The organism is Bacillus sp. RCC_6_1 (assembly GCF_041360755.1).
GTDB classification, from domain to species: domain Bacteria; phylum Bacillota; class Bacilli; order Bacillales; family Bacillaceae_G; genus Bacillus_A; species Bacillus_A cereus.
Window position 1 is genome coordinate 53629 of sequence record NZ_JBFUPV010000015.1, and the last position, 12840, is coordinate 66468.

The window sequence follows — 12840 nt, forward strand, 5'->3', positions numbered from 1 at the left end:
CGACTCTTTTGTTTTTCCTCTTTTATCTTGTAGTATGTATCTACGATGTTTTTAACACCTGCGGTTACTTGAGAGAAAACCGTTGCTGTTGTAGCTATACACCTAAGATTATTATCCAATCCCCTTTGCTCACCTCCTATTCTTTATACTCTTATAACACACTATAAGTTGACTTAAGTCGACAACATTCAAGAATATTTTTCCTGTAAATCTAATTTTATCCTACGAAATCGACATATATCTGTTATACTTAATATCGCAATATATTTTAGGAGGAACTAATTTGAAAAAGTATCTATTATTACTTGTCTCTGTATTTTTCTCCCTAGCACTTGTGGCTTGTGGCTCAGAAGAAAAAACAGAAGAAAAGAGTGCGCCTACTGCCTCAGACCAAAAAGGTATTAAAGAAAGCAATTCGAAAACTAACGAAAAAACATTGCTAACTAAAGTTGGAGAAAAGCAAAAATACAATGCTCAGGGCGGAGTTATTGAGCTTATGAAAATTAAAGAAATTAATCAAACTATTGATGTAGCTCCAATTAAAATGACTGTTCAAAACATCAAGCTTTTTGAACTATCTGACCTTTCAGAACAAACGTTAAATGGGGCTAAAGAAGTCTATCAAGCTACACCTACTAACGATGGAAAACTACATTATATTCAAGTTATTTATACTGTGGAAAATACCTCAGATGAGAATATTAGCTTCTCTAATTTTGATAAGGTAGTACTAAGTAATGGCGAACAATTAGAAGCAAATCGTAATTTCATTACAGAAAAAAGCACTTCCTTTGATTACTTTGGGAAAGTTAAACAAGAACGTGTCCTAGGTTTGTTCTTTAATGGAGATCCAAAAGATATTACTAATGTCAAATTCATTACAAGTTCAACATACCAGCAAAAGTCGTATGATACGATTACTGATGGTCAACAAGTTCAATTTGATTTATAAAATAGCAAAGCCCTCTCATTCGAGAAGGGCTTTTTTATTTTATGGTACCTCTACATATGTTCAATTAGCTGTAATATAGAAGACACTAATTTTTGAGTTTTTCACTTTATATTGCGGTGAATCATTCACCGCTACCTTATCAATAAAAGATGAAATATTTATATATCTTATTTACGTAATTTATGTTATGGTTTCATATGTTAATTAATTACAATTCTTTCAAAAAGGAGTATACATAATGAAAGCAAAGAAACTAATAACGTTAGCTTTACCTGTTATGTTAATGGCAGGCTGTACTACTGAAACATACGGACTAACGCAATCAGAGTATAAACTGGTAGATAAACATTTTAAAGCTGATAAATTAATAGAAGATATGAATAGAATGCACTATAGCGATGAACAAATTGAGCAACAACTAAGGGGTGCATTAGCAACAATCAAGTCTGAACAAGAAGAAGCGAAAAAGAAGTCTAAGCCAAAAGAAGAAATCCAATTAGACTCCTATAGTAAAGAAGAGAAATCCGATACAGGCAAATCTAAGAAGGATATAGATAATGTTGAGGGGTATCCTACAGATACGGTAGGTAAGAAAGACGTAAGTACAAAGAAACTATCAGAAAAAGAATATGTCACTCGTTTATTTGAGTTACGTCTGGACTTACAACAAGAATTAGATCGACTAGATAAAGAAATTAAAACAATGTTTGATGATGGTGGAGAACTTACAAAACCTACTATAGATGCGATCACAGATACAAGACTGGTACTAAATGAGTTAGAAGCTGTAAACCCACCTAAGAAGCATGAAGAATTCCATGAGTATGTTATAAAATCGGGTATAAAAGATAGTAGAGAAGGCTTAAACCGAGTAGAAGAAGATGTTAGAAAGTTTATGGTTGGTGGTATTAGTACTGCAAGACTAAAAGAAGTTGTAGAAAAAGGTATGCGTGATATAGACTCTGGACCTGAAATGTGGGAAACATCATTCGAAGATTTTGAAAAAGAATTCCCTGGAGTACAACAGAAAGTAATGGATAAGAAACAGAAAGAAATAAAAGACGCTAATGAAGGAACTGTTAATATCTCCGCAAACGGTAAAGAGTTAGTCGCTGATTGGGGTACATATAGAAATGGTGAATTTAATTTAGGTTTTGACTTAAAGAAAGATGGTACATTCTTAATGTATGAGAGTGAAGACAAAGAAGAGCGTAAACAAACTCATATGTTGGGTGAATGGAAGTACGATGGGATTAAGAAAATAATGACTTTCACGTATAAGAAGTTTATAGAGCATGGTTCAGAGAAAGAAGGTATAGACTTACCACCATATGCGGAATTCAAGATAAAATCCTTTAACGGTGATACATTTGAAATGATGGAATTAGAAAGTGAAGTAGTTATGAAAGCAAGGAAACGCTAAGAAAACAAGTAAGCAGGATAAAGACGTAAACAATAGAGTATAGAGTGAATCTATTAAATAAGAATTAAAGGAGTAGGAGAAATGAAGAACAAGAAACTAATATGTATAGCACTCCCAATCATGTTATCAGGGATAGGTTGTTCAAATAATGACATAGAAAAAGAAAAGAAAACTGATAGCTTACAAGTAGCAGAGTCAGAAAAGAAAACTGAAACAAGATCTGATAAGGATGTTATAAAATCGTTAAATGAAGAAGTAGATAAACTACATAAAGAGAAGGAAGAGTTAGAAAAGAAGATACAAGATGAAAAAGCTAGTAAAGAAAAAATAAGTAAAGAGAAGGACGAGTTAGAGAAGAAAATACAAGATGAAGAAGCTAGTAAAAAAGAAGCAAGCAAAGAGAAAGATGTAATTAAAAAGGAAGACAAGATAGAAGACAATACGAGATTCAGTACTATAAAAGAGTATCAAGAGACAGTGTATAAACTTGCTAATAAGTTTGAATCTGAATTACGCGCAACGAAACCAATAATTGAAAAAGATAAAACACTATTGACAAATAAAGACGAATTAAAAGCGCAGTATGATAAAGTACAAATACAGGCTGACAAGATAAAATCCCTTCACCCACCTCAGGAGTACACAGATTTACAAATCGGACTGATAGATTCCTTAATAGTATATCAAAAGGCAGTAGACGGCATGTTTTCAGGTTTAGACGAAAGGGATAAAGAAAAGGTTAAAGGGTATGAACAATCTGTAATGGATGGTTTGACATACTTTAACGATTCACTAAACGCAATAAAAGAAATAAAGGAATAAGATATGTCCTTTATTTTAGGAGGTTCATCTTCATGAAGTTTGTACGCTCTATATTTAACGCATTTCGTTTACTGAGTAAAATCATAAATCCAATACTTAAGGCATTATCTAAAAGTAAATTCTAAACATCCTAATAAAAAAAGCCGACTCCTTTAATAGGAATCGGCTCTATTTATTCAAAAGGACGAAATTTTTCTCTTAATGGCGCTAACTCTTCCGCTAACTTTTCTACATCAGGACGAAAATAAACTGCAATTCGATTTGATACTTTCAAAGGTGTTATACGACCTTGTTTTACAAGCGTGTGTAATCGCTGAGTTGTAACACCTAAAACATTTGCAGTTTCAGGAGCTGTTAACACAACTTCTTGTGCTATCTTACGCTTATCTTCCTCACTTACATTATCCATATTATTCACCCTTTCCTTTCATATATATAGCAATTAAATTAATAATCAATGCTACACTTAAAATCACCGTAGCCATAATGCCTAAGTAGGTGGTCATCTCTGTTGCTCTATAATCTGTCACTGTAACCACTAATATTAAAAATAATACTAATACGATAGTGTTTCTATCTAATTTCATTTTTACATGGATTGGATTTGTGTTATAATTTTTTTAAGGTTGGGGGAATTTTTTCCCCCGTTGTGTTATTTGCGTCTAGTCTTGCGGGCTAGGCTTTTTTCTATTTCTTCTTGCTTTTTCTTCTCCTTTCTGTCTTTCATATCGTTTATGTTTTTCTTTGTGATTGTGACTCCTACCACCATGCCTACTATGTAAGCTAGATTTTCAAGAACCTTTTCTGTTAAGTCCCAATCCATGTTTCTCACCTCCCTTACATATATAATTATACCATACCTGTTGTTTGTGATTAACAGGTATAAGTTAATTAATTGCTATAAAATAAAAAAATCCGTCATTTGACGGCTCTTGTTTTTACTTCACATACACATAGGCTTCATTTGCTGTTACATAGTATGTTTTGCCTTTGCTATTGTGAACTGTATATTGCGGTGACCATTAACATTTACTTTTGCATCAATCATAAATCCTAATCCTACATCAACAGAACCCGCCACCTGCAAGTACCCACTCACAGAGTTAAGTGTTAATTTTAATATCTTCCCTTGCTGTATCCTTTCATGATTCCCACTATGTCTAACAATCCTATCTAAACTTTTAACTCTGCCTAAACTACTGAATTGATATTTACCTTCGTAATCCTCTATATCCTTCCACCCTTCAAGTTCATTACTCACCCTTGCCATTCACCCACCACCTTCTATGTTAATAGAAAGTAATTTGTCTAGCCCCTCCCTCCGTTAATTCCTTTATAAAATAAAAAGTAGCGGATTCGCTACTTTGATAATCACTCATTCCATTCATTTAAGTCCTTATATAGCACTTTATATACCTTTTCAATAACGTTTCCATGCCAAGAATTTTGTTTTCTATCCTCTTTAAAGTTAAATTCACTTATATCACCATTTATATTTAACCACTCCGGATTCTTATGAGCATATTGATAAATGAACTTCCTAGCTTCTTTTAATGAATTGAATTTTTCTTTGAACGGAACTTGCTCATTCCCTTTATGCCTAACTACTTCGTATACTCCGTTTTCTTTTTCCCCTCTCGTTTCGAAATACGGATTAGTAAAACGACTCAAATTCCTCACACCAACATCTCCCCTTTTCTAATTAGATTCATTATACAAAATAAAAACGAAAAATTTTGAAAGGTTTCATAATTTTTCGTTCATTGTATTCTTTTGTTTTGTTATCTTCCTTTAACAACAAACAAGACGCTACAAGAATGACCGTAGTGCCTACAAAGATTTATATAATTTATTACCCAATACGGTAAATGAAGTTTTATATAACATAATTGTAATTAATCACCATCTACTATTAGTTGGCTTTTGTACGACAAAAATGAAGCTTTTACCTCTATTGAACAAACTTATATTGAATGAAAATACTCTCAATAACTTCCCTTTCAACATTATATATCCTTATATTATTTTATAAAAATATAAATTATTCAACCAAATCACTTTCACACGTGTTATAACACGTGTGAAGAAAGGAGGGAATAAGGGAGATGGACATTCTAGATATTTTAGACAAAGTAAGCGGGATTTCTTCATTCATCTTAGCGATCTACATACTTCTGAAAGAAAGCAAAGAAGAAAAAAATAAGCGTCCTCAACGCAAAGGTTCCAGCCGACCAAGCAGAAAACCTAAGCGAAGAAAACGCAAGTCACCCAATGGGAAACTCAACCAACTGGTTGGGTTTCCCAAAAAAATATTATCATCTCCCATATCTATATGTCAAAAACTTCATTGATTTTAAATACTATTTGTTTGTTTTTAACAATTCGTTTCTTTATTGTTACAGACTTTCCTAATTTACAAATGTTAGACACTATCTACTTAATAGTGATTATTTTATGGATTCTGGTCTTTACCATTTCGATTATCAAGAAATTTAAAAAGTAAATCCATTACACCATATTTAGCAGGAGGAAAAAAAATGAGCACTTACCAAGATCGCTACATCTACCCATCTATTTTTGATTTTTCTAATGAACAGGTTACTGTTACATTTCCCGACTTAGCAGATTGTCATGCTAATGGTACTAACTATGAAGATGCCTTTGAAATGGCTAAAAAGACGTTAGCAACTCATCTATACGAAATAGAAGAGCAAAAAGGAAGTATTCCATCAGCTTCTAATCCAGCTTCTATTCAAACTAAAGAGAATCAAGTAATCGGATTAATGGAAGTATGGATGCCACCATTCCGTAGTGAAATTGAAAATAAAGCAGTAAAGAAAACATTAACTATTCCCCATTGGCTTGATAAAATGGGAAAAGCTAATAATGTAAACTACTCACAAGTATTACAAGATGCATTAAAAAAACATTTAGGTGTTACTGAAAACAAGAACGTATAAAAGAGATGATGTATCTTCATCTCTTTTTTCTATCCCTATAATAAAAGAAATAACCCTTTATATTAGGATTATTTCTTCAACTAACTTTATTCAAATGCCTTTTTAATAATTTTATGAGTCCCAATTAAAGAAAGACCTAACAAAACTGTCCCAAGAAGAAAATAAACTATGAAAATGAAATAATACATATACTCGTTAGAATCTATCGGTAAATACGGGAACCAAAAAATAGTTAGTAAAAAGAGTAGTGCAATAAGCATTAACGTCAAATAATTCATATAAAAGTTTTTGTTCTCTTTTCTAGCTTCTAGACTTTGAAAAGATATACAAGCAATTGCAATCGCAATTAAACCTATTATTATGGTTATCCCTAACTTAGAAGTCTCCTGAATCATCCCTACTAACATTTCCATATTTCCTATAGCATTAAATACTACAGTGATTAATGTAAAAACCGCCAAAAATATAACTAATTGGGCGATTACTTTAATGTCTTTACGCAATTTTCTCATACAAATCAACCTCCTCTATACAAGAATAAAAGGAGGTTGAAATAAAATCAATAAAACTTAATATAAAGTTAAGACATTTAATATTAATGTTTATCATAATTAATCTTTGTACAAAAATGACTTTGCCTCTTCATATGGTCTATATTTATTACGCAAGACTTCTAATTCCTTCTTCTTCTCTTCAATGTCTTCACGTAGAAACAAACTTACTCGTTCCATTTTCTTAAATGGCACAAGTTTACCATCTTTAATCATTTTACTAATTCTCGCTTTACTAATGCCTAAAACATCCATTACCTCTGGTGTCGTTAATACCTCATCATGTAAAAAAGAAAGTAGTTTCTTTTTATCCTCAAACTTGTACACTTTATTCACCTCTTTTTTCTTTAAAAATCCCATAAAGTCGTAATGACGTATTTATTATATAAAGAACTAAAAGAATGATTAACACGATATCCAAAACAGTTTTAAAAATACTCGCTTCAACTGAATCTCGAAAATATGCAAAGTAAAACAGTGTAACAAAAATAATTAAGAAGTTCGATGAATTACTTGGTTTCTTCATATTGTTTACAAATTGGCAAGTTGTTATAATGTGTATAGAAGAGAGAAGGTGCGCTTCTCTCTTCCGCTCAAAATCATTTGCGTTTACGTCTGGCTGGGCGTTTTCGTTGGTTTTGAGCTTTTTTACTTTTTCGTGGATGACTAGGACTTTTTCAATGATTGTTAGTGCTGTAAGTATCATTCCTAGTATCAGTGCTAACTTTGCCAATTTGTTTCCCCCCTTTCGTTCTTTCTATATTTATTAGACCACTACTATTTACCTAAGTAAATAGATTAAATGAATTTTCTAATTGTTTTTTTGATGTTTTTACCAATTAAAATTCTAATCAAATATGCATTACCCGGAGGAATACCCATGACAAATAACAACCCTTGGTTGAATGAAATCATAGAAATATTAACAGAGTTAGGTGGAGATGGAACACTAAGTCAAATTAAAACCAAAGTTATGGAACGTAATAAAATAGACCTAAGTAAATATCAGCATGAAAAATCAATAAGTGCACAAATTAGAAAGACCATCTATTATCATTCTAGTGAATGCGATATTTATAAAGGGGAACAGGACTTATTTTACGCTGTAAATGGTAAAGGAAATGGATGTTGGGGATTAAGGGACTTCGATAACAATAATGATTGGGATTTAATCGATCTTGAGGAGGGTTTTTCTGAAGGTAAACAAATACTTAGAACTCACCTGTCCTATGAACGTAATAACCAAGTCATTCCATTGGCAAAAGAGCACTTTAAACAGCAAAATGGAGGGAAACTCTTCTGTGAAATTTGTGGCTTTGACTTCTATAAAACATATGGTGAATTAGGAAAAGATTATATTGAAGGACACCATATAATACCTGTATCTCAACTAAAAAAAGGAGAAAAGACTAGACTTGAGGATATTATAATGGTTTGCTCTAATTGTCATAGAATGTTACATAGACGTAAACCATGGTTAAGTATCGAAGAATTAAAACTATTATTAAAGAAAACATATCTATAAAAGCCTAATACCGCTTCTTATGGATTAAGGAGCGGTATTACTAACTTATTAGGTATATTTTATTCCGAATTCTTGAGTAATGTCTCTTGTTAATTTGGATAAAACTCTTTTATCTAATTGTGCAGTATCAACATAATTAGAATATACTACTCTTACTACATCATGTTTTGAAGGAAACAGATTAGGGAATTCATGACATAATGAATCAATTTTAGCGTCATTGTATTTTAAAGATTTCAAAAGTATCTCTCCTACATAATCTGTGTGAGAGTTATATAATGAATTTAATTTAAATGTTTTTTTATTATTGCCTATTCTTTTAAGTAACAACTCAATTTCCTTATCATCATACTTTTGTTTTTCAATTTCGTTCACTTTAAACCCAATAGAAAATATATCAGGATTTGAGTACCAGGCTTTTAAATAATCTAATTGCCCATTTCCTCCTTTAAATTGGAGAGTAAATTGAACCAAATCTCCAAACCCCTTTTCATATGGATGTATATGAGTGTCTATTGAAAATTCTTGATTTCCTTTTAAATTAGAATTACAAACATGACAACAAGGTATAAGATTAAAAAAAGAAACTGCTAAAAAAGGAAATCTAGACTGACTATAAAAATGATCTAATTGTGGTCTTGTTCTACCTTTTTCTTCTTCATTTGGCTCAGATACAGTGATAAATTGCCTATTACAGTATGGACATACCTCAACCTTTAATTGCTTAACTAATTCATAAGCTCCCCATTTCTTTTCATTCTCATTGCTATACTGTCTACAAAAGTGATCATAATCAAATATAGTTCCTAATGTATCTATTAAATTCGTTCCTTCCTGAATGTAACGGTTAACTAACTTAATCATACAAGCCACTTTTTTATCCTCTTCTTTAACAGTGGCAATTTGAGTCACAGACTCCTCTTTTCCACGAATAACCTCAAATTCTTTCCACCCTTTTCCCCACTCCAACATATCATTAACACTTATACAACACATATATATTTATGCATTTAATTATTCAAAACAGTTATATTAAGATTTTCTCTCGAATACCCCTTCAGCTGTTCAAGAGCTATCTTCTGTGCATGACCTTCACTATCTATCAAAGAAAACCCTTGATTAATAGAACTCCAAAACTCATATCCACAATCCTCCATCCACCTATAGACTTCCGTCGTATACAAAACATCTTTTCGTTTTATTATTTGAACTTTATATGTAGGGATCAAATATTCCCCACCTACTATTTGTAAAGAAACCATGGGATAATCTCCTTACATAATATATGTGGAGTTTTTTATGAAAAGGTACCTATTAAAGAAAGAATGGGAAACTTATTCAAAATTAGTTTAGTACTAATTGGAGAGTGATCACTTGAAAGTTGAGCAAGCATTTGGAATTGTATTGCGTAGGCGCCGAACTAATTTACAATTAAGTCAAGAAAAATTAGCATTTCAATCTAGATTAGATAGGACATATATAAGTCTTATTAGAAAGAGGAGAAAGAAGCCTATAATAAATACTCTATTTCCCTTAGCTAGAGCATTAAAAGTTAGACCAACTCAATTAATTGAAGAATGTTTAAACTACTAACAAAAGAGCAAATCTCTTGGAGATTTGCTCTTTTGTTGATACAGATACTTTATACGCGTATCTCGGTTGAACCACATGTTAATGTAGATGTGGTCGAAGAAAAGAAAATTTACAATATAGATCTCCTGTGCGAAGGTCTGTAGCACATAAGTTAGTTCCACCAGCATAGATACTCCCTGCTGGACCACCAATCTGTATCCATTGATTCGGATTAACTGAAGTTCCTGTCCATTGGTATACACCACTTTTATCAGGTGATAAACCATATATTACCCCCAAAGTGGAATCACTAGTAGCAAACATACTCCCAGGACCACCAATTTTTGTCCAGCTCAAAGGGACTCCGTTATATCGATAAATATCGCCATTAGTCGGATTTGTGGCATAAAAGGTGTCACCAGCATAGATACTCCCTGCTGGACCACCAATCGATTTCCATTGATTTGGATGATCTAAAGTCCCTGTCCATTGGTGTACACCACTTTTATCAGGTGATAAGCCAATTATTAGATTTGGATTAGCTGTAGTTGCAAATGTACTACCAGGACCGCCAATTTTTGTCCAGCTCAAAGGGACTCCGTTATATCGATAAATGTCACCAGTCGTTGGATTGGTAGCGTAAACTGTATTACCATTCGCAAAAATTTTATCTGCTAGACCACCAATCTGTATCCATTGATTTGGATTAGCTGAAGTCCCCATCCATTGGTATACACCACTTTTGTCAGGTGATACCCCGTAAAGGGTATCTTCGCCAGCAGAAAACATACTCCCGGGACCACCAATTTTTGTCCAATTGTTCGGGGAGTTATACTTATAAATATCGCCATTAATTGGATGAGTAGCAAAGATTGTTGTATCAATATTGTTAATCCCTAACTTTCGTCCCATGTAAACATTTCGTACAGGTCCCCAAATTTTCGTCCAATCAGTTTCTCCACCAAATTCATATGGGTGTCTTAGGAATCCATTCATTTTTTGAAAATTCTCCTTTGAAATTTTTTATATTAAATATAATATTCTGATTGTTTTTTGAACATTGTACTAATTAAAATTTTTTCGATTCCTTTAAACTAGAGGGAGAGGAATTAACCATTCCGTAAAGCACAAAGAAACTTACAGAAAATATAACAAACAATGAATAAGAAGGTATAATTCACTACTAACTCCTAACAAAATAGACCACAAATTGTGTATTCTTTTTCTTGCTTTATTTACAATCAGTAACATATTATTAACAATTAACTTCCTAGATTAGGATTTAACTGTTTCTCTGTTAAAAATATATAGAACTCATCAAAATATTTCTTATGATAGGATCCAAAAAACACATCAATTTTCTCTTCTTTAGATTTCACTTCTAATTCTGTAACTAATGCCTTTTCTTTAACATCAACACTCTCTATTTTATTATAAGGGATGGATTTAAAAGCCTTTTTAGTTAATCTAATACCGTAATATATGTATCGTTTGTCTGTCAAAACGTAAACGTTCATGTCCTTATTTTGATACCTTGGTTGGGCGAATGAATAACAAATTGTTTCCTCAGGTAATAGTCGGGATTCAACTGATTCAACAGACAATTTTACCATTGAAAAATCTCCTGGTTGAGAATCGAAAGCACCCTTATATTTTTCATACATCTCAGGATTTTCTTTCTTAAATACATCTAATTTATTCATATCATGATTGCTCATCATTAAGAATAATATGATACATGCTACACCTAATCCCAAAATAATAAAAAATGTCCACATTTGCTTCTCATTCCCCCTCGTAAAATTCTATTTCTTTATTAATATGCGGAACTAAATTAAGAAAGAATTTACATTATATAAATAATAAATAAAAACCGCTACAACAAGCGGTTCTCATCCTTCTACCTCTATTCCCAACTTATAAGCAAGCTCACACAAAGCCTTATTTCTCTCCCTATAATAATCTGGCTGAGACATATTCACTATCCTACACATCTTTACCCAGCTAGGCTTCTCTTTCCCTAGATAAGCTATAATTCAATAAGCTGCTTATCCCATGCATTCAATTTCTCTACGCCTTTTCTTATTTCTTGAATATAGTTGATTCATTCTAAAGCTGTTTTACTCATGCGGATTACCTTACCATCTTGTACACGCTCTATATCCCTTTCATCTATACTTAATAAAAATAGGTGATACTTTTTCAAAGCTTGAAGCACATTCTTTTTCGTCTGCTCTTTGTTAAGAACAGGTAGGGCAATATCCAACATACTCTCACTCCTTCACCATTTTCAAAAATGTATCCAACGGCATTACTACCAACCACGGTTTTCTATCAGCCTTAATCGCTAATGCATCTGGCTGTCCACATTCATCCTCCAACCAGTTATATAACGTCTTGAATCCTTCTTTCCTCGCTTTCACTTCCCATTCAAGACCTTAAAACCCTTTACATCGTTTGAATACCCGTCCATCGCACCAGAGAGCGGTACACGAGCATCACCTATCAAACTAGCAAATTCTCTTTCACGTCTCATTCCTTTATCTCTTTGACTTTTCCCATTTATAAATCTCCATTTCTTTAAAAGGATTATTTTGTTAAGAACTTTATTCCAATTTATAACCGCTATCTTTTCCTTGTATTTTCCATTAAAATTATAGAAAAAGATTTTGATAACATAGGAGAAGGCTATGAAACATAACATCAATCTATGGTCCTTTATTTGTTCCTTAATTTGTATTGGTTTATTTCGTTTATATTTTGAAATCCCATCTGGAATATTCAAATTTTTTACGGTTTCACTACACATTCATCCTTTATTTATTTTACTAGTTTTAACAATAGGAACTTTTATTGCTGGCATTAATGGATTTTCTAAGATGAATAATTGGGTTGCGATGCTTAGAAGCATAGCAACAGTCTTAATAACATTGTTATTATCAGTGTTTTTAACACTAACTTTGATTGTGGGCTATGCATTAAGTTAATCGTAGTTCTTTATGAATAAAACTCAATATTCCACCAATACTACAAAT

At 32.3% G+C, this 12840-nt stretch carries 19 protein-coding genes and 3 pseudogenes; 8 read left to right on the forward strand and 14 right to left on the reverse strand.

The genetic code is table 11. From position 1 onward, the window contains the following. Nucleotides 1-283: 283 nt before the first annotated feature. The 3 genes from AB6801_RS26535 (at nt 284) to AB6801_RS26545 (ending at nt 3197) form a co-directional block, all read left to right on the forward strand. A complete protein-coding gene (locus AB6801_RS26535) occupies nt 284-952 on the forward strand; it encodes a hypothetical protein (RefSeq protein ID WP_370941219.1) in 669 nt (222 codons plus the stop codon). Between the two features lie 238 nt (nt 953-1190). Further along, nucleotides 1191-2375 carry a DUF3994 domain-containing protein gene (locus AB6801_RS26540; RefSeq protein WP_000644819.1) on the forward strand — a complete coding sequence of 395 codons (1185 nt, stop codon included), beginning with the start codon at nt 1191-1193 and terminating at the stop codon, nt 2373-2375. 81 nt (nt 2376-2456) lie between these two features. Continuing rightward, nucleotides 2457-3197: a DUF7018 domain-containing (lipo)protein gene (locus AB6801_RS26545; protein WP_370941220.1), complete on the forward strand. Its 741-nt coding sequence runs from the start codon at nt 2457-2459 to the stop codon at nt 3195-3197. Between the two features lie 172 nt (nt 3198-3369). On the opposite strand, the gene AB6801_RS26550 is transcribed toward AB6801_RS26545, so the two are convergent. The 5 genes and pseudogenes from AB6801_RS26550 to AB6801_RS26570 all read right to left on the reverse strand — a co-directional run bounded on the left by AB6801_RS26550 (nt 3370) and on the right by AB6801_RS26570 (nt 4877). Then, on the reverse strand, nt 3370-3606 hold the full coding sequence (locus AB6801_RS26550; protein WP_000370979.1) for a helix-turn-helix domain-containing protein: 237 nt from the start codon (nt 3604-3606) through the stop codon (nt 3370-3372). Nucleotides 3607-3849: 243 nt separating this feature from the next. Next, complete coding sequence (locus AB6801_RS26555; protein ID WP_000383709.1) at nt 3850-4020, reverse strand: hypothetical protein; 171 nt, start codon at nt 4018-4020, stop codon at nt 3850-3852. A gap of 115 nt (nt 4021-4135) precedes the next feature. Continuing rightward, nucleotides 4136-4281: pseudogene (locus AB6801_RS26560) on the reverse strand (N-acetylmuramoyl-L-alanine amidase); the annotation flags it as partial. Between the two features lie 51 nt (nt 4282-4332). After that, nucleotides 4333-4467: pseudogene (locus AB6801_RS26565) on the reverse strand (NUMOD4 domain-containing protein); the annotation flags it as partial. A 101-nt stretch (nt 4468-4568) separates the two neighbouring features. Continuing rightward, nucleotides 4569-4877 (reverse strand): hypothetical protein, encoded by a 309-nt coding sequence (locus tag AB6801_RS26570; protein ID WP_001245240.1) that lies wholly within the window; start codon nt 4875-4877, stop codon nt 4569-4571. Nucleotides 4878-5302: 425 nt separating this feature from the next. Between AB6801_RS26570 and AB6801_RS26575 the strand changes: the two genes are divergently transcribed. Both AB6801_RS26575 and AB6801_RS26580 read left to right on the forward strand, forming a co-directional pair. Beyond that, the gene (locus tag AB6801_RS26575) at nt 5303-5548 is read left to right on the forward strand and encodes a hypothetical protein (RefSeq protein ID WP_141540506.1); all 246 of its coding nucleotides are present in this window, start codon (nt 5303-5305) and stop codon (nt 5546-5548) included. Nucleotides 5549-5734: 186 nt separating this feature from the next. Then, nucleotides 5735-6157, forward strand: coding sequence for a type II toxin-antitoxin system HicB family antitoxin (locus AB6801_RS26580; RefSeq protein WP_098318403.1), 423 nt, complete (start codon nt 5735-5737; stop codon nt 6155-6157). A gap of 86 nt (nt 6158-6243) precedes the next feature. On the opposite strand, the gene AB6801_RS26585 is transcribed toward AB6801_RS26580, so the two are convergent. From AB6801_RS26585 to AB6801_RS26595, 3 genes are all read right to left on the reverse strand, one after another. Beyond that, the gene (locus tag AB6801_RS26585; protein ID WP_098434369.1) at nt 6244-6669 is read right to left on the reverse strand and encodes a hypothetical protein; all 426 of its coding nucleotides are present in this window, start codon (nt 6667-6669) and stop codon (nt 6244-6246) included. A 99-nt stretch (nt 6670-6768) separates the two neighbouring features. Then, the gene (locus tag AB6801_RS26590) at nt 6769-7068 is read right to left on the reverse strand and encodes a helix-turn-helix transcriptional regulator (RefSeq protein ID WP_098434370.1); all 300 of its coding nucleotides are present in this window, start codon (nt 7066-7068) and stop codon (nt 6769-6771) included. Then, nucleotides 7037-7441, reverse strand: a complete 405-nt coding sequence (locus AB6801_RS26595) for a hypothetical protein (RefSeq protein ID WP_255288658.1) — start codon at nt 7439-7441, stop codon at nt 7037-7039. The genes AB6801_RS26590 and AB6801_RS26595 overlap by 32 nt, the downstream gene beginning before the upstream one ends. Nucleotides 7442-7588: 147 nt before the next feature. Between AB6801_RS26595 and AB6801_RS26600 the strand changes: the two genes are divergently transcribed. Then, nucleotides 7589-8233 carry an HNH endonuclease gene (locus AB6801_RS26600; protein ID WP_098539373.1) on the forward strand — a complete coding sequence of 215 codons (645 nt, stop codon included), beginning with the start codon at nt 7589-7591 and terminating at the stop codon, nt 8231-8233. Nucleotides 8234-8281: 48 nt separating this feature from the next. Here the strand turns inward: AB6801_RS26600 and AB6801_RS26605 are convergent, their stop codons facing one another. Continuing rightward, nucleotides 8282-9205, reverse strand: a complete 924-nt coding sequence (locus tag AB6801_RS26605; RefSeq protein ID WP_370941221.1) for an HNH endonuclease family protein — start codon at nt 9203-9205, stop codon at nt 8282-8284. 38 nt (nt 9206-9243) lie between these two features. Beyond that, entirely contained in the window at nt 9244-9495 is a 252-nt protein-coding gene (locus AB6801_RS26610) for a hypothetical protein (RefSeq protein ID WP_370941222.1), read from the reverse strand. 142 nt (nt 9496-9637) lie between these two features. On the opposite strand from AB6801_RS26610, the gene AB6801_RS26615 reads away from it, so the two are divergent. Beyond that, nucleotides 9638-9826, forward strand: a complete 189-nt coding sequence (locus AB6801_RS26615; RefSeq protein WP_370941236.1) for a helix-turn-helix domain-containing protein — start codon at nt 9638-9640, stop codon at nt 9824-9826. 78 nt (nt 9827-9904) lie between these two features. On the opposite strand, the gene AB6801_RS26620 is transcribed toward AB6801_RS26615, so the two are convergent. From AB6801_RS26620 to AB6801_RS26635, 4 genes and pseudogenes are all read right to left on the reverse strand, one after another. Then, nucleotides 9905-10801: a tectonin domain-containing protein gene (locus tag AB6801_RS26620; protein WP_370941223.1), complete on the reverse strand. Its 897-nt coding sequence runs from the start codon at nt 10799-10801 to the stop codon at nt 9905-9907. A 266-nt stretch (nt 10802-11067) separates the two neighbouring features. Further along, on the reverse strand, nt 11068-11583 hold the full coding sequence (locus tag AB6801_RS26625) for a PH domain-containing protein (RefSeq protein WP_000269814.1): 516 nt from the start codon (nt 11581-11583) through the stop codon (nt 11068-11070). 114 nt (nt 11584-11697) lie between these two features. Next, nucleotides 11698-12074, reverse strand: a pseudogene (locus AB6801_RS26630) (ArpU family phage packaging/lysis transcriptional regulator). A 4-nt stretch (nt 12075-12078) separates the two neighbouring features. After that, the gene (locus AB6801_RS26635) at nt 12079-12228 is read right to left on the reverse strand and encodes a hypothetical protein (RefSeq protein WP_370941224.1); all 150 of its coding nucleotides are present in this window, start codon (nt 12226-12228) and stop codon (nt 12079-12081) included. 267 nt (nt 12229-12495) lie between these two features. Between AB6801_RS26635 and AB6801_RS26640 the strand changes: the two genes are divergently transcribed. Then, on the forward strand, nt 12496-12792 hold the full coding sequence (locus AB6801_RS26640) for a hypothetical protein (protein ID WP_370941225.1): 297 nt from the start codon (nt 12496-12498) through the stop codon (nt 12790-12792). The last annotated feature ends 48 nt before the right edge of the window (nt 12793-12840 follow it).

Bases quoted from the DNA above. Each gene is read 5' to 3' on its own strand.
- AB6801_RS26540 (WP_000644819.1), top strand. From the start codon at position 1,191: ATGAAAGCAAAGAAACTAATAACGTTAGCTTTACCTGTTATGTTAATG.
- AB6801_RS26545 (WP_370941220.1), top strand. From the start codon at position 2,457: ATGAAGAACAAGAAACTAATATGTATAGCACTCCCAATCATGTTATCA.
- AB6801_RS26550 (WP_000370979.1), bottom strand. From the start codon at position 3,606: ATGGATAATGTAAGTGAGGAAGATAAGCGTAAGATAGCACAAGAAGTT.
- AB6801_RS26555 (WP_000383709.1), bottom strand. From the start codon at position 4,020: ATGGATTGGGACTTAACAGAAAAGGTTCTTGAAAATCTAGCTTACATA.
- AB6801_RS26575 (WP_141540506.1), top strand. From the start codon at position 5,303: ATGGACATTCTAGATATTTTAGACAAAGTAAGCGGGATTTCTTCATTC.
- AB6801_RS26580 (WP_098318403.1), top strand. From the start codon at position 5,735: ATGAGCACTTACCAAGATCGCTACATCTACCCATCTATTTTTGATTTT.
- AB6801_RS26585 (WP_098434369.1), bottom strand. From the start codon at position 6,669: ATGAGAAAATTGCGTAAAGACATTAAAGTAATCGCCCAATTAGTTATA.
- AB6801_RS26590 (WP_098434370.1), bottom strand. From the start codon at position 7,068: ATGGGATTTTTAAAGAAAAAAGAGGTGAATAAAGTGTACAAGTTTGAG.
- AB6801_RS26600 (WP_098539373.1), top strand. From the start codon at position 7,589: ATGACAAATAACAACCCTTGGTTGAATGAAATCATAGAAATATTAACA.
- AB6801_RS26605 (WP_370941221.1), bottom strand. From the start codon at position 9,205: ATGTTGGAGTGGGGAAAAGGGTGGAAAGAATTTGAGGTTATTCGTGGA.
- AB6801_RS26610 (WP_370941222.1), bottom strand. From the start codon at position 9,495: ATGGTTTCTTTACAAATAGTAGGTGGGGAATATTTGATCCCTACATAT.
- AB6801_RS26620 (WP_370941223.1), bottom strand. From the start codon at position 10,801: ATGAATGGATTCCTAAGACACCCATATGAATTTGGTGGAGAAACTGAT.
- AB6801_RS26625 (WP_000269814.1), bottom strand. From the start codon at position 11,583: ATGTGGACATTTTTTATTATTTTGGGATTAGGTGTAGCATGTATCATA.
- AB6801_RS26640 (WP_370941225.1), top strand. From the start codon at position 12,496: ATGAAACATAACATCAATCTATGGTCCTTTATTTGTTCCTTAATTTGT.